This window comes from Paeniglutamicibacter sp. NPDC091659 (assembly GCF_044756805.1).
Lineage (GTDB): Bacteria > Actinomycetota > Actinomycetes > Actinomycetales > Micrococcaceae > Paeniglutamicibacter.
In genome coordinates this window covers 902763-925923 of the sequence record NZ_JBIVTO010000001.1, presented here as the reverse complement: position 1 = coordinate 925923, position 23161 = coordinate 902763, and the positions used below count along the sequence as shown (strand labels likewise).

The following is a 23161-nucleotide window of genomic DNA, read 5'->3' as shown; positions in this document are numbered from 1 at the left end:
GGTTACCCTGTAACTCATGCGTTTAACTGCAAACAGGTTCAGGCACCTGGGCAGGGCGTTCCTGCCCCGCCACCCGGCCCAGGCGATCGCCTTGGGCTTCGGCACAGCCATAGTCGTCGGGACGTTGGTCCTGATGCTTCCGATGGCCAAGGTGGGCCCCGGCGGCGCCGGCCCCTTGGAGGCGCTGTTCACCGCAACCTCCGCGGTGTGCGTCACCGGGCTGGCGGTCGTTGACACCGCCGTCTATTGGACGAGGTTCGGCCAGGTTGCCATCCTGTGCCTGGTCCAGCTCGGCGGCTTCGGCATCATGTCCTTCGCCTCCCTGCTCGGCGTGATCATGGCCCGTCGGCTGGGCCTGAAATCCCGGATCCAGGCCGCCGCGGAAACCAAAAGCACCGGCTTCGGCGACGTGAAATCCGTGTTGCTGGGCGTCCTGCGCATCACCGTGGTGGTCGAATTGTGCGCCGCGCTGCTGCTGGCCCTGCGCTTCGGGCTTGGCTACGGCCACTCCTTCGGCCACTCGCTGTGGCTGGGGTTCTTCCATTCGGTGTCGGCCTTCAACAACGCCGGATTCGCCTTGTTCAGCGACAACCTCATGGGCTTCGTCGGGGATCCGTGGATCTGCCTGCCGATTGCGGCGGCCATCATCATCGGCGGCGTCGGCTTCCCGGTGCTCTTCGAACTGGGACGCCACTACCGCAAGCCCCTGCACTGGACCATGAACACCAAGCTCGTCCTGGCCGGCACGGGCATACTTCTTGCTGCGGGCACCGTGTTCATCAGCGCCGTGGAGTGGAACAATCCCAAGACCATCGGGCCCCTGTCCAGCGCCGACAAGCTGCTGGCCGGATTCTTCCAATCCGTCATGACCCGAACCGCGGGATTCAACTCGCTGGACATCGGCCAGATGGATCCCGCCACGTGGCTGGGCATGGACATCCTCATGTTCATCGGCGGCGGCCCGGCGGGCACCGCGGGCGGCCTGAAGATCACCACCTTTGCCGTGCTCTTCTTCATCCTGCTCACCGAGGTCCAGGGCGGAACCGCGGTCAACGTCTTCGGCAAGCGGCTCTCCCGCTCGGTGCACCGCGAGGCCATCACGATCGTCCTGTTGGCGGTGGCCCTGGTCATCGGTTCCACCATGGTCCTGATGCTCATCACCGACATCGACTTTGACAGGCTGTTCTTCGAAACGGTCTCGGCGTTTGCCACGGTCGGCCTGTCGACCGGCATCACTCCCGTGCTGCCCCCCGCTGGGCAGCTGCTGCTGGTCTTCCTCATGTTCGTGGGCCGTCTGGGACCAGTGACCCTGGCCTCGGCCCTCGCCCTGCGTGCCCGCACCCCGCTCTACGAATTCCCGAAAGAGAGGCCACTCATTGGCTAAGCACCATCTATTCACCCCCAAGTCTATTGAACGCATCGCGGAAGCCAACTCCGTGGTCGTCATCGGGCTTGGCCGCTTCGGCGGCGCGCTGGCCCTGGAGCTGGCGGCCGCCGGCACCGAGGTCCTGGGCATCGACGCGGACGAGGACATCGTCCAGTCGTTCAACGGCCGACTCACCCACGTGGTGCGGGCGGATTCCACCAAGGAAGAGGCCCTGCGCCAGCTATCGGTGCACGAATTCGACAGCGCGGTGGTCGGCATCGGCAGCGACTTGGAGGCGAGCATCCTGACCACCTCTGCCCTGTTGCGCTTCAAGATACCCACCATCTGGGCCAAGGCCGTCAGCGAAGCCCACGGCCAGATCCTCGAACAGCTGGGCGTCGAGCACGTGGTCCGTCCGGAGCAAGACATGGGACGCCGCGTCGCCCACCTGGTCCGCGGCGCCATGCTTGACTACGTCGAGTTTGAGGACGGTTTTGCGATGGTCAAGACCCGGCCGCCCAAGGAAGCCCAGGGCCAGCCGCTGGGCACCACCGGGATCCGGGCCAAGCACCATGTCACGGTCGTTGCGGTCAAGGGCCAGAGCGGTGAATGGGACTACGCGTCCCCGCAGACGGTCCTGCACGCGGAGGACGAGATCATCGTGGCCGGGGCGACCGCGGCCGCGGAACGGTTCGCCACACTGCTCTGACCCCCGCCCCGCGTCGATTCGCGTACTGGTTCGTGGTTTCGGCGTATGGAAGGCATGAGGATTCGCGGTTTTCCCTCGACACGGCTCGCGGGACATGACTCACTGGTTCACAAGAAAGTGCTGTCCGCCGGACTCACTTGAAGATCTTGACCCAGGGAGAGCTGCACCATGGATGGCGAAATACTCGGAACGATCGTTTTCTTCACGGTGGGAACTGCCGTCGTGGTCTGGCTGGTCGGCATTCTGCTCCGAAGCATCAAATAGGCGCGGGCGCGCATGGATTTATGCGCCCCGCAGCGCGATGCTGGTGTCATGAAACCTTCAAACCACAGCGCCGTATACGTGGAGTCAACGGAGACGGACGTTCGCGAACTCACCCGGAGGCTCCTCGTGGACCTCGGGGGGCCAACGGTCCAGGCCATGGCCGGCAGCAGGGACAACACCGCGCCCCACCGGTGGGCGCACCCGCAGGGAACGGGGCCCGATCCTGTCGAGGAGCAACGGGTCCGCCTTGGCTACAGGGTGTGGAAGACCTTGCAAAGCCTCGGAGACCGCGAAAAGGCCGCACTCTGGATGCTGGATGCGAACCCCGAACTCGACGGGGCCACGCCGGTGGCCTTCATCGCGCAATTGCACACGCGCGAGGTGATTGACGTTGCCGAGGCATTCGTCCTGGAACAACTCCCGGTGAGCGGGACCTAGACCCACTGGTGCGGAGCCGGCCTGCGCGCCCCGGGCAGCGCGGTGTCTTCCCGCCAGCGTTCGATCCACTCGGGAAGCACCAGGTCCGCCGGAACATCCTCTCCCACCGCCGCGATGATCTCCTCGTTGGCGACCGGGCCGAGCTTGGAAACCATGCGGGTGGCGATGGTCGCCTGGGCATAGATCTCGCCGTTGGCGACCATCCTCTGCTCGAAGTAGATGCAACGATCGTCCATGCCAATGAGCCTGGTTTCTTGGGTGAACCTCTGGTTGAGGACGATGGACTTGCGGAAGGTGACGGTCTCGGCCTGGACCACCGGGGTCCACTTTTTCTTCCGGATCACGCCCCAGGCGCCCGAGCGCACCATCAACTCGAAGCGCCCGAGGTCGAAGAGCGAGAAATACACACCGTTGTTGATGTGCATGGCGATGTCGATGTCGGTCGGCATTGCGCGCATCGGCGTCGAAATCGGGTCGAAAATCGACACGGGAGGCCGCTTGCGGGCCGTGGTCAGCAGGACGAGAAGTCGAAAGAGTACATGCATGAACCACAGCCTACTCGCCAGTAACTTATTAGTCACCCAAATTCCACTGGGTTCTGATTGACTTATCCCAATGAGTTGAGACAAGATTGACCGTGGCGCAACATCGTGCGCCGAGAAATTCACCAGCTACAGGACCCACATCATGGCCCCGCGCGCCCTTAGACCATTCGCCCACCGCGACTACCGCGTCCTGCTGATCGCCATGGCGATCAGCGTCTTCGCCCACGGAATGTGGGCCGTGGCCATGGTCTACCAGGTCAAGCACCTGGGCGGCGGGCCCGCACAGCTTTCGATTGTTGCCACGGCGACCTCGATCGGCCTGCTGGGATTCGTGCTCATCGGCGGCATCGCCGCGGACCGGGTCAGCTGCCGGAAAATCATCATCACCGTTGAGGCGCTTTCGCTGCTGGTCATGGGCACCGTTGCGGTCCTTGCCACCACGGGGACCATCCAGCTCTGGCACCTGGCGGCGGCCGGATTCATCCAGGGCGCGGGAGCCGCGTTCTTTTTCCCCGCCTATTCGGCGCTGCTCCCCCGGATCCTGCCCGCCGACGACCTGCTGGCGGCCAACGGCATGGAGGGAATGTTCCGTCCGGTGCTGCAGCAGGCCGCGGGACCCGCCATTGCCGGCGTGCTTGTCGCCTCCTTCAACCCGCCCATGGCCATCGCCGGAATCGCGGCCTGCCACCTGGTGGCGTTCATCGTGCTCAATGCCCTGGGCCACCACAAGGCCTATGACGAGCACCTGGAACCCGGGCAGAAACGCCCGAGTGCACTGGCCGACCTGCGCGAGGCCGTCGGATATACCCTGGGCACCCCATGGCTTTTGTGGACGCTGCTCTTTGCCGTCATTTCGGTGCTCAGCTTCATCGGCCCCGTCGAAGTGCTGCTTCCGTTCGTGGTCGGGGACCAGTTGGGCGGGGATGCGCGGACCTTTGGCTTCATGCTCGCGGCCTTCGGAATCGGCAGCGCCGTTGGTTCGCTGGTGACGGCGTCCTTCCCGCTGCCGCGACGCTACCTCACATTCATGATCATGTTCTGGGGATTCGGCACGTTGCCGCTGGCACTCATCGGCCTGACGCGAACGCCGTGGCAACTGGCGGCGCTTCTTGTGGTTGTCGGCGTCACCGGCGGCCTGGGGCAGGTCATCTGGGGAACGCTCCTGCAGCGCCGCGTCCCGCCGCACATGCTCGGCCGTGTCTCCTCGCTGGACTTCTTTGTCTCGCTTGCCCTGATGCCCGTGTCCATGGCCTTGGCCGGGCCGCTTGCATCGATCATGCCGATCTGGGCCATCTTTGTCATCGCCGGAGTCGCTTCCCCGGTCGTCGGCGTCGCAGCGTGGTTTGCGGGAAAGATGTACAAGGACGAGATCGAGCACCCGCTGGACAGTGTTGCGAAAACGCGGAAGGAAGCACCGGCCGAAGGCCGAGGCTAGTACTGCACGGCAGGGTCCCCGAACGATGTGCGTCGTTCGGGGACCCTGCCAGTTAAAGATAGGGCCGGGTGATGAACTCGATGTAGTGCCCGGCCGGGTCCAGCAGGTAGACGCCGCGCCCACCGCGCTCTGAGTGGGTTTGCCGCGGCATCGTCCGTAGCGGATCAGCCCAGTGCTCAAGATCGTTTTCAATAATGCGGGCATATATGCGGTCAAAATGTTGGTCGTCGACGAGGAACGCGTAGTGCTGCGGCGGGAAATCGATGGACGACTCGGCGAACTGAAGTGTGACGCCGTCGTCCAACGCGACATTGGCGAAGGGACCCACCCCTTGAACGCTGTGGGCTTCGGCGATGTCTATGAAAAATTGCGCCGAGGCTTCGCGGTCTTTGGCGGCAATGACGGTGTGGTTGAAGGAAATGCTCATGGATTCCTCCCGCTTTCCTGACACGTGAAACAAAAGGATGCAAGCCTCGCGTGGCCCAGCCACCAGGCAATGGTGAGGAAATCAAGAAGCGTGCCCAGGAAATCTGTGGGTTCTTGCGGGTACGCAAGAGGAACACTTCATTGCGGCGCGGCGACGACTTGAGTTGCCCCAATCCCATACAGACTCAGCCAAGCTGGGGACCATCAGTGATTCTCGCACGAGTGGCACTCGGCTTCAAGGCACGCCAACATGCAATCATCCGCCGCTGACTGGCGGCATCGTGTCATTTCCGCAACTCTCCCGCGGCCGATCATCACCGCCGCCGGCCACGGCCTGCCCGGGCGACCGTTGAGCGTAATACTGGTCGGCAACAACCGGATATTTCAGTGCGGTGATTCTGGGAATCGGCATGGCGAAATTGGCCGCGAGGAAGAAAAACAGTGGCACAACCAGGCATTTGACCTAGCAAAGCGCGTTCTTTGCTTCCGCTGCATCTCGTGGTTGCCGGCAGGTCACCTTCCAGACATATGGAATTCCTACGCTCTAGATCACGACCTCGAGCCATCTGTACTCGCTTTTTTCCATGGTCGAAATCTTTGAAAGGCATAGTGTGAATTCCTCCTCTTCAGTCCCCCGCCGCGGAATCCTTGTCGGCGGCGCTGCAGCTGCGGTCACTGGCATCCTGGCTTCGGGCGCACAAGCAGCAACTGCAAGCACCGTCACCAAGCAGCCCGAATCATCGGTGAGCGCAAAGCTGAAGTTCGGTCAGGACGGCAAGTTCAAGATCGTCCAGTTCAACGACACCCAGGACGGGCCGCTGACCGATCGGCGCACCCTGGAATTGATGGACAAGGTCATCGAAACCGAAAAGCCCGACTTCGTGCTGATCAATGGCGACGTCATCGACGGCCAGCCGAAGACGGCCACGGAGGTCAAGCAGGCAATCAACAACGTGGTCCAGCCAATGGAATCACGCAAGGTCAAGTGGGCGCTGACGTTCGGCAATCACGACGAGGATTCCCTCTCCCACGGCACCGACATGACCGAGGCGAAGATGCTCGACTTCATCCGGGGCTACAAGTACAACGTGAACACCCGCGAGGATGAAATCTTCGGTTCCTCAAACTCGCAGCTGCTCATTGCCGGTTCGCGCGGCACCAAGCCCAAGTTCGGTATCTGGCTGTTGGATTCCGGTCGCTACGCCGCAAGCCAGATCGCCGGACAGGACTTCAAGGGGCTGAAGAACTACGACTGGATCCGCCCGGAACAGGTCCAGTGGTACCGCGCGGCCTCGATGGCCGCCGAGCGCCGCCACGGCAAGATTCCCTCGCTCATGTTCTTCCACATCCCCCTGTGGGAGCACCACCACATGTGGTACGGTTCCCAGTTCACCTCCAACGAGGCCGACCACGCCGCCGCGGCGAAGAAGCACAGCATCGTCGGCGAGAAGAACGAGGGCGTCTACACCGGCGCCTTCAACTCGGGCCTGTTCACCGCACTGCTGGAGCGCGGCGACGTGCGCGGCGCCTACTGCGGGCACGACCACATCAACTCCTACATGGGCAACTACTTCGGGATCGAGCTGGGCTACGGCCCGGGCACCGGGTTCGGACCGTACGGCAAGAGCGGCGCGGACAAGCACCAGCTACGCGGCGCCCGCGTCTTCGAGCTCGACGAGAACGCCGAGGGCATCTACACCTCCACCCGGACCGTCTTCGCCAAGGACTTCGGCATCGACATGAACGCGGCACGCCAGCCGTTGGACAAGCCGCTGCCACTGCCCGACCACTAGGGTTCGGCGCCCACCCGCGCGGGGCCTATGTGTAGGCCCGGCGCGGGTGGGCCGGGCGGTTGCCTTCCGCCTCCTCGATGGCGTCGGCGGCGCGGATCAGCCCCAGGTGGGACAGCGCCTGCGGGAAGTTGCCCGCCATGTGCCCGCTGGCGGGGTCGTACTCCTCCGAGACCAGGCCCAGGTCGTTCACGACGCCCGCGACCCTGTCCATGAGTCCGCGGGCGTCGGCGAGCCGCCCGGAATGGGCGTATTGCTCGACGAGCCAGCAGGAACACACCAAGAAGGCGGCTTCCCCTGGCGGCAGCCCGTCGGTACCGACCTCGGTCCGGTAGCGCCTGATGAAGCCGTGCCCGTCGACCAGCTCCTCCTCGATGCGTTTCACGGTGCCGAGCATCCGCGGATCCTTGTGGTCGACGAACCCGACCTGCGCCAGCACCAACAGGGACGCGTCGACCTCGGTGCCGTCATAGGTCTGGGTGAAGCAATCCAGCTCCGTGTTGAATCCCCGGGCCAGGATCTCATCCCGGAGCTTGTCGCGGGCGTCGGCCCAGGCCTCGGCCTCGCCGGCCAGCCCGTGGAGTTTCACGGCCCGCACCCCGCTGTCCAGGGCTGCCCACATCATGACGCGCGAATGAGTGAAGTGCTGCGGATCCCCGCGCATTTCCCACAGGCCGCGATCCTTGTGCGACAGGTTGTCCAGTACGTAGTCGATCAGCGCCCTTTGCAGCGGCCAGGAGAAGTGGTCCTCGTGCCCGCCGAGCGTGCGCAGCTCCTCCATGGCCACCATCACCTCGCCGATCACGTCCCCCTGGTACTGGCTCACGGCCCCGTTGCCGATCCGCACCGGGGCTGATCCCGCGTATCCGGGCAGGTGGTGCAGGACGCGCTCGGGAAGCTCCCGCTTGCCGTCGATCCCGTACATGATTTGCAGCTGGTGGTGGTCCCCGGCGATGGCGCGCAGCAGCCAGTCGCGCCATTGCAGGGCCTCCACCCCGTAGCCGTGCGTCATCATGACCTGCAGGGTCAGCGCCGCGTCGCGCAGCCAGCAGAACCTGTAGTCCCAGTTCCGTTCCCCGCCCAGGAACTCCGGAAGGGATGTGGTCGGCGCCGCGACGATGCCGCCGGTCGCCTCGTGGGTCAGCGCCTTGAGCACCAGCATCGAACGCCTGACGACGGCCTCGTAGTCGCCGTGCGGCGGGATGTCGCTCGCCCAGTCGTGCCAGTGTTTCGCGGTCTGGGTCATGCTCAGGCCCACATCGCTCGGGCCCGGACTGGGTTCGTGGCTCGGGTGGCAGGCGAACTCGAAGTCGAAGATGTCCCCGGCGTTCACCACAAACTCGTCGCGGTGCGAGTGCTGGTCGGCCTTGGGCAGGCGGGTGGCATGCAGGACGGCCGCGTGCGGGCCGGCCACCGCGATCAGCGACTCGCTTCCCTGCACCGTGTCGAAGCTGCGCCGGACCCAGGGCAGCACCTTGCCGTAGTCGTAGCGCATGATCAGCTCGTGCTCCATCACCATGGAACCGCTCAGGCCCTCGACGCGTCTGATCACGCTGGAGCGTCCGTTGCCCATGGGCATGAAGTCGGTGACCAGCACCTGCCCCGATTCACTCCCCCACAGGGTGCGCAGGACAAAGGACGAGTTCAGGTAGTTCCTGCCGATGACGTGCCCGTCGCGCGGCGCCAACAGCCAGCGCCCGTGGTCCTTGGTTCCGACGAGCGCGGCAAACACGCTGCTTGAGTCGAAACGCGGAAAACACAACCAGTCGACCGAGCCGTTGCGCGACACCAGAGCCGCGGTCCGCTGGTCGGACAGCAATGCGTAGTCTTCGATGGGCGTACTCATGGCCCCACCCAACACCTTTTTGTCACACCAGACAAGGTCTTTCGGCGGCGATGCCGCCATGGGATAGGTTCGGTTGCAGGACCTTGACGGATTGATCCAGACGGAAGATGAAAAAGATGAAACCACCGGCCATGCGCCAGCGCTTCCTTCCGGGCGTTTTCCCCCCGCCGGATTGGGAACGTCCCATGCCGAATGCGCAGCAGCTGCGCCGCGACGTGTGGGTGACGCTTCTGGTCATGGCCTGCTCGCTGTTGGGCATGGAAATGGTCCTCAGCTTTGCACCGGCCGAGGATGCCCCCGATCGCGCGATGAGCTACCTCGCCATGTGTGCACTGATTGCGCCGCTGGCCGTCCGCAGACGCTTCCCCATCAGCTCCATGTTGTTGCTCTCCGTCTTGTTCATCGGCTTTGGCACGTGGCTGCCGCAGGTCATGATCCAGCTGGCCCCGCAGATTGCCTACTTCGTGGGGCTATATTCGGCAGTCACCTGGGCACGGGACCGCAGGGCCCTGCGTTTGGCCCTGGGCGGGGTCGTCCTGGTGATGTTCCTGTGGCTGGTCATTTCGATCACCAACGCCAAGGTCCTGTTTGGTTCGGAACTGGACCTGCCCATGGCCATCGACACCTCCGGTTTCATCGATCCGGTGGTTGCCTACGCCGGATACAACTTCCTGGTCAATCTCTTTTACTTTGGCGGCGCCATCTTCCTGGGCTTCTCGTCGTGGCGCAGCGCCTGGCAGCATGAGCTGCTGGTGGCCCAGGCCGAAAAGCTGCGCGAGCAGTCCAGGGAGCTGGCGCGCCGGGCCGTCATCGACGAACGCCTGCGCATCGCCCGCGAGCTGCACGACGTGGTGGCGCACCACATTTCCGCCGTCGGGGTGCAGGCCGCGGCCGCGCGCATGGTGCAGCCACGGGATCCGCAGCGCGCCGCCGAGTTGATGCGCGGCATCGAGGATTCGGCACGCCAGGCCGTCGGGGAAACGCGGTCGCTGCTGCGCGTGCTGCGCCACGAGGACCAGACCGGGGCGGAAACCGCCGGCACCGACGCGCACCGCTCCCCCGAACCCGGGCTCACCGACATTCCGGAACTCCTCGAGCAGTCCGCCCGGGCGGGGGTCCGCGTCAAATTGATCACCGTCGAACACCGCGAGGGCTTCCTCGACTCGGTGGGCGCCGGGCTGGGCCTGGCCCTGTACCGCATTGCCGCCGAGTCTCTGACCAACGTGCGCGAACACTCGACGGCGCGCTCCGCCGTGCTCTCGCTGCGCAGCGGAGTCGACGGGACCGGCGAATGGGCCGAGGTCGAGGTCACCGACGACGGCAACCCGCGCCCGGGCACCGGTGGCAGCGGGTTCGGGCTGCGCGGCATCCGCGAGCGAGCCGAACTGCACCACGGGCTCGTTGACATCGGGCCCCGCTCCCCCGCCGGGTGGCGCTCGCGCGCACGCCTGCGCGTCCCCGGTTCCACATCGCTTTCACACATAGCCCCGGAGGCCACCGCATGAGCAAGACCCGCATCCTGATCTGCGACGACCAGCCACTGATCCGATCCTCGCTGGAGCTGATCCTCGGCACCGACGAGAACCTCGAGGTCGTCGGCACCGCCGCCGACGGCGCGCAGGCCGTGGCGGCAACGCTGTCCCTGAAGCCCGACGTGGTGTTGATGGACATCCAGATGCCGGTGCTCGACGGCGTTGCCGCAACCGCACGGATCACCGCGGCAAGCACCGCGAAGGTCGTGGTGCTGACGACCTTCGACCACGACGACTACCTCTTTGACGCGATCGACGCCGGTGCCAGCGGCTTCCTGCTGAAGAACACGGAACCGGAAATGCTCATTGCGGCGGTGCACGCCGCGGCCGGCGGGCAGGCGTTGCTCTCCCCCGAGGTCACGCTGCGCATCATCCGACGCGGCACCGGTACGGAACGGCCGGTCTCCGGCACCGGGCAAGTGCCGCTGGCCCCGGAGGACCAACGGATCCTCGATGCGTTGACGGCCCGCGAGCTCGAGGTGCTGACCAGGCTGGCCAGGGGCCTGTCCAACACGGAGATCGCAGCGGTCCTTTCCATCTCCGAGGCGACGGTGAAAACGCACCTGTCCAACATCCTGGCCAAGGCCGGGCTGCGGGACCGGGTGCAGGCAGTCGTCTTTGCGTACCGCGCGCGCCTCATCCCTTTGACTGAGATCCAGTAAACCGCTTCCCACAAGTTCATTCCTTTGAACGATCCGCCCGCCGCGGGGCCCGCCATAGATTGGAGGGCACGGGAACAACCAGCTTCAACGTGAGGAAACCAGCAGGTGCTAGAGGTACGGAATCTGACGCGGCGCTTCGGGGAACGGACGGTCTTGCACGGCATCTCCTTCGGCGTCCCCGCCAACGGCATGACGGGCTTCGTCGGGGCCAACGGCGCCGGCAAGACCACCACCATGCGCATCGTCATGGGCGTGCTCAAGGCGCACGGCGGCGAGGTGCTTTTCAACGGCGAGCCGCTTGTCGACGCCGACCGGGCCCGCTTCGGCTACATGCCGGAGGAGCGCGGGCTATATCCCAAGCAGCAGGTGCTCGACCAGCTGCAATACCTGGGCCAGCTGCACGGCATGGGCCGGCACGACGCCCGGACCGAGGCGCTGAACCTGCTGGAGCGCTTCGGCATTGCCGACCGGACCAAGGACAAGCTCGAGTCACTCTCGCTAGGCAACCAGCAGCGCGTACAGGTCGCCGCCTCGCTGATGCACCACCCCACCGCGCTGATCCTGGACGAACCGTTCTCCGGGCTGGACCCGATCGCCGTGGACGCGATGAGCTCGCTGCTGGCCGAACGCGCCGCCACGGGCGTGCCGATCCTCTTCTCCAGCCACCAGCTGGACCTGATTGATCAGCTCTGCGACAACCTCGTGGTGTTGGCCGAGGGCAAGATCGTCGCCTCCGGTTCCGCCGACGAGCTGCGCGGCCGAGCCAGGTCCACGCACGTGCTGGTGACCCCTCCGGATGCCGGATGGCTGCGCGAACAGCCCGAGGTGAACGTGCTTGATGTTTCCGGGCCCCGCGCCATCGTCGAGTTCGCCAGTGAAGAAGCCGCCCAGCGCATCCTGCGCGCGGCGCTCGAACGCGAAAGCGTCACGGAGTTCGCACCCCAGCGCCCCTCGCTTGCCGAAATCTACCGGGAGGTCATTCGATGAGCACCACAACACCTGCCGTAACCCGGCAAGGCACCCCGTGGCTGATCGTGACCCTGCGCGAGGTCACGGTGAGGCTGCGCGACAAGTCGTTCATTATTTCCACGGCGATCACCCTCGCGCTAATCGTCGGTTCGGTCGTCATTTCGGGCATCCTGGCCGACCGCACCACCGAGGCCTCCGTGGCCTTCGCCAGCAACGACCGGGCCGCGGCGCTGGTACGGGCGGCCAACGAGCTCGCCGTGGAACAAGACCAGAAGATCGTTTTGATACCCGCTCCGCTCGGTTCCGAGAAACGGGCCGTCGAGGCCCTGCGAACCAAGAACACGGATCTGGTGCTCACACCGACGGCCGATGGATTCAACCTCACCGGGCTGGCGGACGTCCCCGCGTCGGTGGAGAAGCTGCTCGCCGATGCGGCCGCGGCGCAGGCCCTTGAGTCCAACGCCCAAGAGTTGGGTGTCTCCGTCGAGTCGCTGACCGCGGGGTCCACGGTCGCCCCGGTGTTGCTCGAGGGCGACCAGGAACGCAACTCGATGGCCACGGCCATGGGATTCGTCTTCTCGTTCCTCTTCTACATGTCGGCGCTGATCTTCGGCATGCCGATCGCCAACTCCGTGGTAGAGGAAAAGCAGAACCGCGTGGTGGAAATCCTCGCCACCGCGATCCCGATCCGCCAGCTGCTCGCCGGAAAGATCCTGGGCAACCTGATCCTGGCCACGGGCCAGCTCTGCCTCTTCGTGGGCATCGGCCTGCTCGCGCTGAGCATGATGCCGACCTCGATTCCGTTCCTTTCCGTGGTCTTTGCGACCTCCGGCTGGTTCCTCGCCTTCTTCCTGGCCGGGTTCCTGATCCTTGCCGCGATCTGGGCGGCGCTCGGCTCGATGGCTTCGCGCACCGAGGACTTGCAGCAATCGACCGGACCCGTGATCACGGTGCTGGTTGCCGTGCTGTTCGTGGGGATCTACGCCAAGGGATCGCTGTTGGTTGCCGCATCGTACATCCCGGTCATCTCATCGGTGGCAATGCCCATCCGACTACTCAGCACCGACGTGCCGCTGTGGGAACCGTTTGCCTCGCTGGCCATTGCGGTCGCCGCAGCCTGGGCGATGGTGTTGCTCGGTGAGCGTATCTACCGCCGCGCAATCATGCAGACCGGCAGCGCACTGTCCTGGCGCAAGGCGCTGAAGCTTGAAGACTAGCTTCACTGCAATCATTGCTGTTTCATGATCACGCATCGGAAAGCGCCTGGCCTCTTGCGCTAACAGCAGTAGCCAGCCGTGTAAGTTCTACACCCTATTGTAGGGATCGCGAACAGCCTTCAAATTATTAGGTACTCGATCTACGCGATCGATCAAGTTTGCACTGTCAGGCTTGATTCGTTCCAGTCTGTCAATAGCACGGGAGCGTTCAGAATTAGATTTCTGGAAAGGCTGGAAAATTTGCTCCCGTTGCTCGCCATAGATACTCGACAGGCACCTCGTTCCCCATTTCTGCATTTCAGAACCACGGGCACTCATATTGAGTCGTCAGTGATGGTTGTCGGTACCGCTCGATAGAATTACGTGAGAATTGCATATTTCATGGGGGAACAATTGAAAAAGAAACACTTGGCCATCGCAATGCTGTCGGCGCTCATCCTAACGGGTTGTAGCTCGGCGTCAACTGCGCCGCCAACGACCGCTGGCCACTTGCCTGCAAGCACCGCTCCGACGGGTTCCGCGCCAAGCGCGGCCCTTCCGTCTCCGACGCGGAATACGAACGAGCGGGGTCAGCTCGTCAAGAAGCTTGGCGAAACCGGCGGCATCCCCGGAGAAGACGGGGAGCTTGACCTAAAATTCGCTGTGACCAAGTTTGAGTTCGTGAAGTGCTCCAAGTATGCGGGTGATCTGAACGGTCGCGCGCTTGCTGCACATGTCGAGGTGGAAACGACGGGCGACTACGAAGGGCCACTTGATGTCAACGGTGCACCGGGCTTCATAGGCTTCGGGGCGTACTACTGGCGCGGTTACGAACCTGACGGTACTCGGATGAATGATCTGAATAGCACAGCCATCCAAAATTGCTTCGAGTCCAAAGCTAAACTTCTTCCCGATTACATCGGAAAAGGCGAAAAGGCCAAAGGCATGGTCCTGATCGATGTGACCACCAAGTCCGGCGAGGTCGCGTTCGACCCGTATGGCGACGGCGGGTGGGTCTGGGAGTACCCTGGCGAAAAGGCTAATGCCTAGGGTCCGAGACTTTGAAAAATCGGTTGCCCCTAGTGGAGCAACCTAATTCAACGAACTACCACTCATGGCGTAATTCCTTTCCGGTTGGTGGGCATGGAACTTTCATAGTGCATGAATGCTCATAGTTCGAATGGCCATACTGACTTCACGTCATTAACAGACCGGCGCTTGTTCTAGATCCCGAGCCAAAACAGCGAAGGCTCGTAGCATTCCCCGCTAGGGGAACGCTACGAGCCTTCGTCGTTAGAGCTTCGGGCTACTAGATAACCGAGTCGCTCAGGTGGTTCGGGGTACCGAAGCGGTGCGCGGTGATGGAGACAGCCTGCTCGTGCAGGAAGGTCAGCATTTCCACGCGGCCGGCGGAGACCACGTTGTTGGCGTAGATCGCAACATCCGGCTTGCCGTTGGTTGCCTCGGCAACGTCGGTGATCGAGCCACCGATGAGGCGGATGCGGGCTGCGGAGTCCGGGCCGGTCTTGGCTGCAAGCCGTGCGGCGCGGGCGCCGAATGCCTGGGCATCTTCGACCACGACGGTGGCGGAGGATTCGGTCAGGACGGTGCGGATCGCGGCCGGAACCTCGACAGCGGAGGAAACGGTGACGCGGGATCCGGCGGCGATGCCTGCGGCAACCACGCGAACCAGTTCGGCGATGCCGTGGCCCGAGGTTTCACCCTCGAAGCGTACGGTCACCGGCAGGGCGCGGTAGCGGAAGACGTTGCGCTCTGCGTGCAGGCCGGAAACGTCCTTGGCGGTGTTGAACTCGTTGATCCAAACATCGTTGTCCGATGCCAGGGCAGCCTCGAGCCAGGTGAGGTCTGCTTCTTCGAGGCCCGCGGTGCGTGCTGCGTTGAACAGCGCCGATGCCGAAGCGGAGAGGATGCCGGACTTGGCAAGCGGGGCGTCTTCCCAGGAGCCCATGCCCACCAGGTAGTTCGGTCCGCCGGCCTTGGTGCCTGCACCAATGGCCGACTTCTTCCAGCCACCGAACGGCTGGCGCTGAACGATTGCACCGGTGGTGCCGCGGTTGACGTAGAGGTTGCCGGCCTGGATGTTCTCCAGCCAGTAAGCCATCTCATCGGAATCCAGCGAGTGCAGGCCGGAGGTCAGGCCGTAGTCGATGTCGTTGACGATCGCCACTGCTTCTTCCAGGGTGTCCGCGGTCATGACGCCGAGGATCGGGCCGAAGTACTCGGTCAGGTGGAACTCGGAACCGCGCTTGACGCCGGAGCGTACGCCCGGGCTCCACAGCTTGCCGGAGTCATCCAGCTGCTTGGGCTCGAGAACCCACTTTTCGCCTTCGCCCAGGACGGTCAAGCCGCGCAGCAACTTGCCCTGAGCAGGCTCGATGACCGGGCCCATCTGGGTCTGCGGATCCTGCGGGTAGCCAACCTTCAACGAGCGGGCGGCATCGATGAGCTGGTTGTGGAAGCGCTTGGATTCGGCAGCCGAACCAACCAGGACGACCAGCGAGGCGGCGGAGCACTTCTGGCCGGCGTGGCCGAATGCCGAGGCAGCCAGGTCCTTGGCCGCGAGGTCAAGGTCGGCGTTCGGGGTGACGATCAGCGCGTTCTTGCCGGAGGTCTCTGCCAGCATCGGCAGGTCCTTGCGGAAGGAGCGGAAGAGCTGCGCGGTCTCGTAGCCACCGGTGAGGATCAGGCGGTCGACGGCCGGGTGCGAGACAAGCTCGGTGCCCAGGTCGCGCTCGGAAAGCTGCACCATCTGCAGGACATCGCGCGGCACGCCGGCTTCCCACAGGGCTTCGACCATCACGGCGCCGGAGCGGGCTGCCTGGCCGGCAGGCTTGATGACGACGGAGGAACCCGAGGCCAGCGCCGAGAGGACGGAGCCTGCCGGGATGGCAACCGGGAAGTTCCACGGCGGGGTGACAACGGTCAGCTTCGACGGAACGAAGGTGGCGCCTGCAACGTTCTCCAGCTCAAGACCACGCTGTGCGTAGTAGTGGGCGAAGTCGATGGCCTCGGAAACTTCCGGGTCACCCTGGTCCAGGGTCTTGCCGCATTCGGAGCCCATGACCTCGAGCAGATCGGCGCGGCGGGCCTCAAGGGTGACGCCGGCACGGTGCAGGATGGCGGCACGGGCGGCAGCGCCCATGGCAACCCAGGACTCGGAAGCTGCAACGGCGGTCTCGACGACCTTGTTGAGCTCGTCTTCGGTGTGGATCATGGCGTTGGCCACGGACTCGGCACCCAGGGTGGAGCCAACCATCTTGTTCACGATGGCACGGCCCCAGGCACGGTTGCCCGGGAGGTCCGGATCGGTGTCCGGGGTGTTCTCGAAGTCGAGGGTTCCGTTGGCCAGGCCCGCAAGCTTGGCGCCAACCTCGACCTCGTCGACGATGTTGCGGTCCTGGATGCGGTGCGGAGCCGGTACCTTGTCGTCAAGGTCGGCCAGCGATGCGAGGAAGCGGTTCTTTTCGCGCTCGAACAGGGCTTCGTTCTTGTCCAGTTCGAAGACTGCGGACATGAAGTTTTCCTGGCTGGCGCCCTCTTCGAGGCGGCGGATCAGGTAGGCGATGGCCACGTCGAACTCGCCCGGGTGCACAACAGGGGTGTAGAGCAACAGCGATCCGACGTCCTTGCGGACGGCCTCGGCCTGGCCGGTGGCCATGCCCAGCAGCATTTCGAATTCGATGCCTGCGGTCACGCCGCGGGACTGTGCCAGCAACCAGGCAAGTGCAACGTCGAAGAGGTTGTGGCCGGCGATGCCGATGCGCACGTTCTCGACGTGGCCCGGGCGCAGTGCGTAGTCCAGGACCGACTTGTAGGAGGTGTCCGAGTCCTGCTTGGTGTTCCAGGTGGCAACCGGCCAGCCGTGGAGGTCTGCTTCGACCTGCTCCATCGGAAGGTTTGCACCCTTCACGACGCGGACCTTGATCGATGCGCCGCCGCGGGCGGTGCGCTTGGCGGACCATTCCTGCAGGTGGATCATGGCGGAGAGGGCGTCCGGCAGGTAGGCCTGCAGCACGATGCCGGCCTCCAGGTCGCGGAATTCCTCCATGTCAAGGATCTGGGTGAAGACCGCAATGGTCAGGTCCAGGTCCTTGTACTCTTCCATGTCCAGGTTGATGAACTTCTTCTTGGGTGCCGAGGTGGCTGCCAAGCGGTAGAGCGGAACGAGCTTCTCGATGATGTGCTCGACGGCCTCGTCGAAGGCCCAGTGGTTGTGCGGGGCAACCGTGGAGGAAACCTTGATGGAGACGTAGTCGACGTCGTCGCGGGACAGCAGCTTGTGGGTGCCCTCGAGGCGGCGGGCGGCTTCGCCCTGGCCGAGGATGGCTTCACCCAGGAGGTTGACGTTGAGGTCGATGCCCTCCTTCTTGATCTTGGAGATCGAGGCACCGAGCTTTGCATCGGTGGCGTCGATGATCAGGTGGCCGACCATTTCGCGCAAGACCTTGCGGGAGATCGGGACAACGACGCCCGGCATGATCGGGGCCATGAAGCCGCCGAGTGCAACTGCGGACTTCATGTACCAAGGCAGGAAGGAAGGAACCTTCGGGGCCAGTGCCTTGAGGTTGCGGGCGGCAACCTTCAGGTCCTCGGGGCGGATGACGCCGTCGACGAAGCCGACGGTGAAGTCAAGGCCGTTGGGATCCTTCAGCACGCCGGCAAGCTGCGCGGCGGAGGCGTCAACCGGAACCTTTGCGCCCTCGGTGAGCCAGTGGCGCACCAGCTTGATGGTTTCATCGGCCAGGTCCTGGGGACGGGCCAGGGGGGTGCCATCGGCTGCTAGTGCCGGGGGCACAATGCGCGCATGCGAGGTCTCGAGGGACACGGCTGCTTCTCCTTGGAAGATGAGATATTTATCGATTACGCGCCTGCCGGGAGCACACCAGAGAGGATGCGGGCGGACGGGTTCACAAGCCAGTATGACCCCAACCATACCTTCAGCGAAAGTGAACAAACCCGAAGGTTTTCCTTCGGGTTTCCCGATGTATTGTTGGGGTGTTCCCGCCAGCGAAGAATCGCCGAGATCTTCCCCACACCCCCGGAGTCGCAATGCTTGAAATTCGCCGTCTACGCCTGCTGCGCGAGCTCAGCATCCGCGGGACGATCGCCGAGGTGTCCGACGCCTTGAGCTATAGTCCCTCGTCGATCTCCCAGCAGCTTTCGCTGCTGGAAAAAGAAACCGGGGTGCAGCTGCTGCGCAAGGTCGGCCGGCGCCTCCAACTCACCCCGCAGGCGGAGGTCCTGGTGGCCCACACGGACGAGCTGCTGGACTCCATGGAAAGGGCCGAGGCCGACCTCGCCTCGACCCAGCCGGAGATCGCCGGCACGGTCCGCATGGCGGTGTTTCAGACGGCAGTGCTTTCACTCATCCCCTCGATGCTCAGGCAGCTGCGCCAGGACTATCCGCACCTGCGCGTGGAGATGGTCCAGCACGAGCCGGAAACGGCCCTGCACGAAACCTGGGCGCGCGACTTTGACCTAGTCGTAGCGGAACAATACCCCGGGCACGCGGCTCCGCACTACGCCGAATTGGATCGCAGGATCCTGGCACACGACGCCATCCGACTGGCGCTTCCCGCGCGCAACGAGGCGATGCCCGAGGAGTTCCACCATGTCTCCTCGATCGAGGCCGCCGCGGGCCTGCCGTGGGTCATGGAACCGCACGGCGCGGCCTCCCGGCACTGGGCCGAACAGGTCTGCCGCTCGGCCGGCTTCGAGCCTGATGTCCGCTATGAAACGGCCGACCTCCAAGCGCACGTTCGGCTGGTGGAATCGGGCAACGCCGTCGCCCTGCTTCCGGACCTGGTGTGGGCGGCGCGCAAGCTTGATCTGCGCATCGTCGACCTGCCCGGTGCACCGCAGCGCACGATCTTCACGGCCATGCGACATTCCTCGGCGCAACACCCCGGATTGATCGCCGTGCGCAGGGCCCTGCATGAGCAGGCAGGTAGCCTTCCGACGACTCAGGACAGCACCTCCCTGCCCCTGTAATGCTTATCACAGGAAGATAACGCGGCGACGGGCGACTTCGCCGTGTAGGCGTTTTTGCTGTCATACTCTAGTTTCGTTGTGCGCGCCCGGCCTGTGTTGGTGGCGGTGCAACATGCCGGGGACCATCCCATTTCCCGGTACGCACCACATTCACGAGGACCAACCATGTCTGAACAAGCCTTCCAGTTGATAGCAATTGCCGTGTATCTGGCGGCGATGCTGGCCATCGGCTACTTCGCCTACAAGCGCACCAACAACATCGACGACTACATGCTCGCGGGCCGCGGCCTGAAGCCGGGCGTCGCCGCCCTTTCCGCCGGCGCCTCCGATATGTCCGGCTGGCTGCTCATGGGCCTGCCCGGCGCCATCTACCTCAACGGCCTGATCGAGGCCTGGATCGCGATCGGCTTGACCATCGGTGCCTGGCTGAACTGGAAGTTCGTGGCCCCGCGGCTGCGTTCCTACACGGAGGTCGCCCAGAACGCCATCACCATCCCGAGCTTCTTCGAGAAGCGCCTCAAGGACAACAGCCACTTCCTGCGCATCGCGGCGTCGCTGATCATCCTGGCGTTCTTCACCTTCTACGTCTCCTCCGGCATGGTCGCCGCGGGCAAGTTCTTCGAGTCGTCCTTCGGCTGGAACTACTTCACCGGCATGTTCATCGTCGTCGGCATCACCCTGCTTTACACGCTCTTCGGCGGATTCCTGGGCGCCACGCTCACCGACGTGGCCCAGGGCCTGTTGATGTTCGCGGCCCTGATTGCCGTGCCGATCGTTGCCGTCATCCAGATGGGCAACCTGGGCGATTTCACCACCCAGCTGAAGGCCGTCAACCCCGACGCGCTGAACCTGTTCTCCAGCTTCAACGGCACCAACGGCGTCCTTGCCGCCGTCGCCATCTTCTCCACCGCAGCCTGGGGCCTTGGCTACTTCGGCCAGCCGCACATCATCGTGCGCTTCATGGCGCTGCGTACCCCCAGCGAGGCCAAGACCGCCCGACGCATCGGCATCGGCTGGATGGCATTGACCGCCCTCGGCGCCATCGTCACTGCACTCGTGGGCATTGTCTACTTCGCCGGCAACCCGGCCAAGGAAATCAAGGACGAGGAAACCGTCTTCCTGCTGCTGAGCCAGATCTTCTTCCACCCGTTCGTTGCCGGCTTGGTGCTGGCCGCGGTGTTGGCTGCCATCATGTCCACCATGTCCTCGCAGCTGATCGTTTGCTCCTCCGCCCTGGTTGAGGACCTCTACAACATCGCCGGCAAGAAGCTGACCCCCAAGCGCGAGGTGGCCCTGGGCCGCTCGGGCGTGCTCGTGGTTGCCGTCGTCGCCTCGGTGCTGGCGCTGAACCGGGACTCCAGCATCCTGGACCTGGTCGGCTTCGCCTGGGCCGGTTTCGGTGCCGCATTCGGCCCGATCGTGCTGCTGAGCCTCTACTGGCGCAAGCTCACCTCGACGGGCGCGCTGGCCGGCATGATCACCGGTGCCGTCACCGTCTTCGTCTGGGGCAACATCACCGCCCTGCACGAGGCCATGTACGAGATCGTTCCCGGCTTCCTGCTGAACCTCCTGGTCGCCGTCGTCGTTTCGCGCATGACCTACAAGCACAACGAGACGATCGAAGCCGAATTCTCCGCCATGGAGAAGGAAGTTTCCGAAAACGCACCCTACGTTGAAGCAACCGTCTAGCCACCCGGCCTGACAACGAAAAAGCGGGGCGGTTCATCCACGATGAACCGCCCCGCTTTTTCGTGCCCCGGCGGCGGCTCGTCCGCACCGGTTCGCCTTCGTTTCCGCCCTTCACGCGGGCACCCCTTGCGTGTTTGACTGGGCGGGCAATCATCGCTCGATTCACCACTGGTCGAAATGAGGAACACTCATGAAAGAGCTTTTTGATTTCAACTTCGATAGCTTCGTGACACCCAAGATCGTCAAGATCGTCTACATCCTGATCACCATCGGCTTGGCCGTGCTGTACCTGGGCATGGTGATCGCCGCGTTCGCCTCCGAAGAAGTGATGCTCGGAATCCTGGTCCTGCTGGTCATCGGCCCGCTGGTCACCATTATCTACCTGGCGCTGGCCCGCATGGGTCTGGAATCGTTGCTTGCCACGATCCGCACGGCGGAACACACCGGCGATCTGGTTCGTCTGGCCGGCGGCAGCGCACCGGGCCCAAGCTCGGTCCAGAGTCCCTATCCCGGCGCACCGATGAACCCGCCGCCGGCTCCTCCTGCCACGCCCTACGACGGCGGCCGACCGCAGGGCTGAAAACGACCCTCCGGAACGGATGGAACCGGCGGTGTTTCGGACGCCCCGGCATGGCACCGCACAGCAGTCGGCTTTATGCCAACGAATTGCGTTTTCGCCCCGAATTTGCCGGGAATTCCCCGAGTCCGGGTTTGCCGCCATCAGGCTGTAGGCTCTTCCCATGCCTGATGTTCCTGCCTCATCCCCTGCCGCCTCCATGACCGCCGAAAAGCCCGAAGCCGTGGACGATTTCGTCACCCGTCAGCACCGCAGCGCCTCGGGCCTGCGCTACACCAGCACCACCGGCCGGATGGTGCTGCGCCGGGAAGAGGATGCAGAAGGCAAGACCGAGGGGTTCAAGCCCAAGGCCGAGATCTTCATGATCTCCTACACCGCGGACGAGGCCGAGGCCCCCGCCGCGACAACCGCAGCCAGCAAGGCGCGGGCCAAGAAGCCCAGCGGCCCGCCTGCCGTCAACCGCCGCCCGGTCGTTTTCGCCTTCAACGGCGGCCCCGGCTCGGCCAGCCTCTGGCTGCACATGGGCCTGCTGGGCCCGCGCATCGTCGACTCCGGCGACGTCGGGAACATGACGCCGGCGCCGTACGGGGTCATCGACAACCCCGAGTCCCTGCTGGAGCACGCCGACGTGGTGATGATCGACCCGGTGAACACCGGCTTCTCACGCGTCGTCGAGGGCGGCAAGAGCGATGAGTTCCATTCCTTCATCGCGGACCGCGACCTGATCGCCGAGGCCATCCGCCTCTGGGTCACCCGCAACCATCGCTGGCTCTCCCCCAAGTACCTCATCGGCGAGTCCTACGGAACCATGCGCGCCGTGGCCGTGGCCCGCCGCCTGCACGAGGCGCACGGCATGGCCGTGAACGGCCTGGGCCTGATCTCCACGGTGCTGAACATGTCCACGCTGGATTTCGCACCGGGCAACGACACCCCCTACGCGCTGCACCTGCCGACCTACGCCGCGATCGCCCACTACCACGGCCGGCACGGCAACCGCCCGCTGGACGAGATCATCCGCGACGCCGAGGACTATGCGGCCGGCGACTACGTGGTGGCCCTGCACCTGGGCAGCCGGCTGTCCAAGCGGAAGTTCGACGGGACGGTCAAGCACCTGGCGGAGCTCACCACGCTCTCCGAGGCCTTCATCCGCCGCACCAACCTGCGTTGGGACTACATGGAGTTCGCCACCGAGCTGCTGCGCGAGAAGGGCCTGATGGTCGGGCGCATCGATGGCCGCTTCACCGGGGTTCCGCCGCGCCTGCAGGAATCCCATACCTGGGACGACCCCTCGCTGCGCGCCATCACACCGCCCTACGCCGCGGCGATCAACCACTACGTGCGCGCCGAGCTCGGCTACGAATCGGACCTGCCCTACGAGGTGCTCACCGGCCGCGTCCACCCGTGGAGCTACGAGACCTTCGAGGGCAAGCCCGTCGACGTCACCCGCGACCTGGAGCGCCTGCTCATCGACATCCCGGAACTGCGCGTGCACGTGGACTACGGCTACCACGACGGCGCCACCCCGCACTTCGCGGCCGAGTACGTGTGGGCCCACCTGGAGATTCCGGCCGCGGCACGAGCCCGCTTCAGCCACTACTACTACGCGGCAGGGCACATGATGTACGTGGACCCCGAGGTGCGCGTGGCACAGCTCGGCGCGCTGGCCGGGTTCGTCACCAAGGCCTGATCGGGCCATGCTTCCGGG

Annotated in this window: 19 protein-coding genes; 14 read left to right on the top strand and 5 right to left on the bottom strand. The window is 64.4% G+C overall.

Annotated features, from left to right (window positions below; translation table 11 throughout):
- The first annotated feature begins 16 nt into the window (after positions 1–16).
- The 3 genes from ACIQLF_RS04200 to ACIQLF_RS04190 all read left to right on the top strand — a co-directional run bounded on the left by ACIQLF_RS04200 (position 17) and on the right by ACIQLF_RS04190 (position 2777).
- Positions 17–1384 carry a TrkH family potassium uptake protein gene (locus tag ACIQLF_RS04200; protein WP_400294645.1) on the top strand — a complete coding sequence of 456 codons (1368 nt, stop codon included), beginning with the start codon at positions 17–19 and terminating at the stop codon, positions 1382–1384.
- A complete protein-coding gene (locus ACIQLF_RS04195) occupies positions 1377–2075 on the top strand; it encodes a potassium channel family protein (RefSeq protein ID WP_400294642.1) in 699 nt (232 codons plus the stop codon). The genes ACIQLF_RS04200 and ACIQLF_RS04195 overlap by 8 nt, the downstream gene beginning before the upstream one ends.
- Before the next feature lie 312 nt (positions 2076–2387).
- Positions 2388–2777 (top strand): hypothetical protein, encoded by a 390-nt coding sequence (locus ACIQLF_RS04190; protein WP_400294639.1) that lies wholly within the window; start codon positions 2388–2390, stop codon positions 2775–2777.
- Here ACIQLF_RS04190 and ACIQLF_RS04185 read toward each other — a convergent pair.
- The gene (locus ACIQLF_RS04185; protein WP_400294636.1) at positions 2774–3322 is read right to left on the bottom strand and encodes an acyl-CoA thioesterase; all 549 of its coding nucleotides are present in this window, start codon (positions 3320–3322) and stop codon (positions 2774–2776) included. The genes ACIQLF_RS04190 and ACIQLF_RS04185 overlap by 4 nt on opposite strands.
- Before the next feature lie 139 nt (positions 3323–3461).
- Here ACIQLF_RS04185 and ACIQLF_RS04180 point away from each other — a divergent pair, with 139 nt between their 5' ends.
- Positions 3462–4757 (top strand): MFS transporter, encoded by a 1296-nt coding sequence (locus tag ACIQLF_RS04180; protein WP_400295042.1) that lies wholly within the window; start codon positions 3462–3464, stop codon positions 4755–4757.
- A gap of 52 nt (positions 4758–4809) precedes the next feature.
- Here ACIQLF_RS04180 and ACIQLF_RS04175 read toward each other — a convergent pair whose 3' ends face one another.
- Together ACIQLF_RS04175 and ACIQLF_RS04170 are read right to left on the bottom strand one after the other, a co-directional pair.
- Entirely contained in the window at positions 4810–5184 is a 375-nt protein-coding gene (locus ACIQLF_RS04175) for a VOC family protein (RefSeq protein ID WP_400294634.1), read from the bottom strand.
- A gap of 255 nt (positions 5185–5439) precedes the next feature.
- A complete protein-coding gene (locus tag ACIQLF_RS04170; RefSeq protein WP_400294631.1) occupies positions 5440–5631 on the bottom strand; it encodes a hypothetical protein in 192 nt (63 codons plus the stop codon).
- A gap of 163 nt (positions 5632–5794) precedes the next feature.
- On the opposite strand from ACIQLF_RS04170, the gene ACIQLF_RS04165 reads away from it, so the two are divergent.
- The gene (locus ACIQLF_RS04165; protein WP_400294628.1) at positions 5795–6976 is read left to right on the top strand and encodes a metallophosphoesterase family protein; all 1182 of its coding nucleotides are present in this window, start codon (positions 5795–5797) and stop codon (positions 6974–6976) included.
- Positions 6977–7001: 25 nt separating this feature from the next.
- On the opposite strand, the gene ACIQLF_RS04160 is transcribed toward ACIQLF_RS04165, so the two are convergent.
- Positions 7002–8879 (bottom strand): glycoside hydrolase family 15 protein, encoded by a 1878-nt coding sequence (locus ACIQLF_RS04160; RefSeq protein ID WP_400294625.1) that lies wholly within the window; start codon positions 8877–8879, stop codon positions 7002–7004.
- 125 nt (positions 8880–9004) lie between these two features.
- On the opposite strand from ACIQLF_RS04160, the gene ACIQLF_RS04155 reads away from it, so the two are divergent.
- From ACIQLF_RS04155 to ACIQLF_RS04135, 5 genes are all read left to right on the top strand, one after another.
- Positions 9005–10324, top strand: a complete 1320-nt coding sequence (locus ACIQLF_RS04155; RefSeq protein WP_400294622.1) for a sensor histidine kinase — start codon at positions 9005–9007, stop codon at positions 10322–10324.
- The gene (locus ACIQLF_RS04150) at positions 10321–11013 is read left to right on the top strand and encodes a response regulator (protein WP_400294620.1); all 693 of its coding nucleotides are present in this window, start codon (positions 10321–10323) and stop codon (positions 11011–11013) included. Before ACIQLF_RS04155 ends, ACIQLF_RS04150 begins: the two co-directional genes overlap by 4 nt.
- 105 nt (positions 11014–11118) lie before the next feature.
- Positions 11119–12000 (top strand): ABC transporter ATP-binding protein, encoded by an 882-nt coding sequence (locus ACIQLF_RS04145; protein WP_400294618.1) that lies wholly within the window; start codon positions 11119–11121, stop codon positions 11998–12000.
- A complete protein-coding gene (locus ACIQLF_RS04140) occupies positions 11997–13199 on the top strand; it encodes an ABC transporter permease (protein ID WP_400294616.1) in 1203 nt (400 codons plus the stop codon). Before ACIQLF_RS04145 ends, ACIQLF_RS04140 begins: the two co-directional genes overlap by 4 nt.
- Positions 13200–13562: 363 nt before the next feature.
- On the top strand, positions 13563–14228 hold the full coding sequence (locus ACIQLF_RS04135) for a hypothetical protein (protein WP_400294613.1): 666 nt from the start codon (positions 13563–13565) through the stop codon (positions 14226–14228).
- 259 nt (positions 14229–14487) lie between these two features.
- Here the strand turns inward: ACIQLF_RS04135 and ACIQLF_RS04130 are convergent, their stop codons facing one another.
- Positions 14488–18024: a proline dehydrogenase family protein gene (locus ACIQLF_RS04130; protein WP_400294610.1), complete on the bottom strand. Its 3537-nt coding sequence runs from the start codon at positions 18022–18024 to the stop codon at positions 14488–14490.
- A gap of 224 nt (positions 18025–18248) precedes the next feature.
- Between ACIQLF_RS04130 and ACIQLF_RS04125 the strand changes: the two genes are divergently transcribed.
- The 4 genes from ACIQLF_RS04125 to ACIQLF_RS04110 all read left to right on the top strand — a co-directional run bounded on the left by ACIQLF_RS04125 (position 18249) and on the right by ACIQLF_RS04110 (position 23143).
- Positions 18249–19190, top strand: a complete 942-nt coding sequence (locus ACIQLF_RS04125) for a LysR family transcriptional regulator (protein ID WP_400294607.1) — start codon at positions 18249–18251, stop codon at positions 19188–19190.
- A 165-nt stretch (positions 19191–19355) separates the two neighbouring features.
- Positions 19356–20879 carry a sodium/proline symporter PutP gene (gene putP / locus ACIQLF_RS04120; protein WP_400294604.1) on the top strand — a complete coding sequence of 508 codons (1524 nt, stop codon included), beginning with the start codon at positions 19356–19358 and terminating at the stop codon, positions 20877–20879.
- Between the two features lie 190 nt (positions 20880–21069).
- The gene (locus ACIQLF_RS04115) at positions 21070–21459 is read left to right on the top strand and encodes a DUF4282 domain-containing protein (protein ID WP_400294602.1); all 390 of its coding nucleotides are present in this window, start codon (positions 21070–21072) and stop codon (positions 21457–21459) included.
- Positions 21460–21619: 160 nt separating this feature from the next.
- A complete protein-coding gene (locus ACIQLF_RS04110; RefSeq protein ID WP_400294599.1) occupies positions 21620–23143 on the top strand; it encodes a S10 family peptidase in 1524 nt (507 codons plus the stop codon).
- Positions 23144–23161 lie beyond the last annotated feature (18 nt).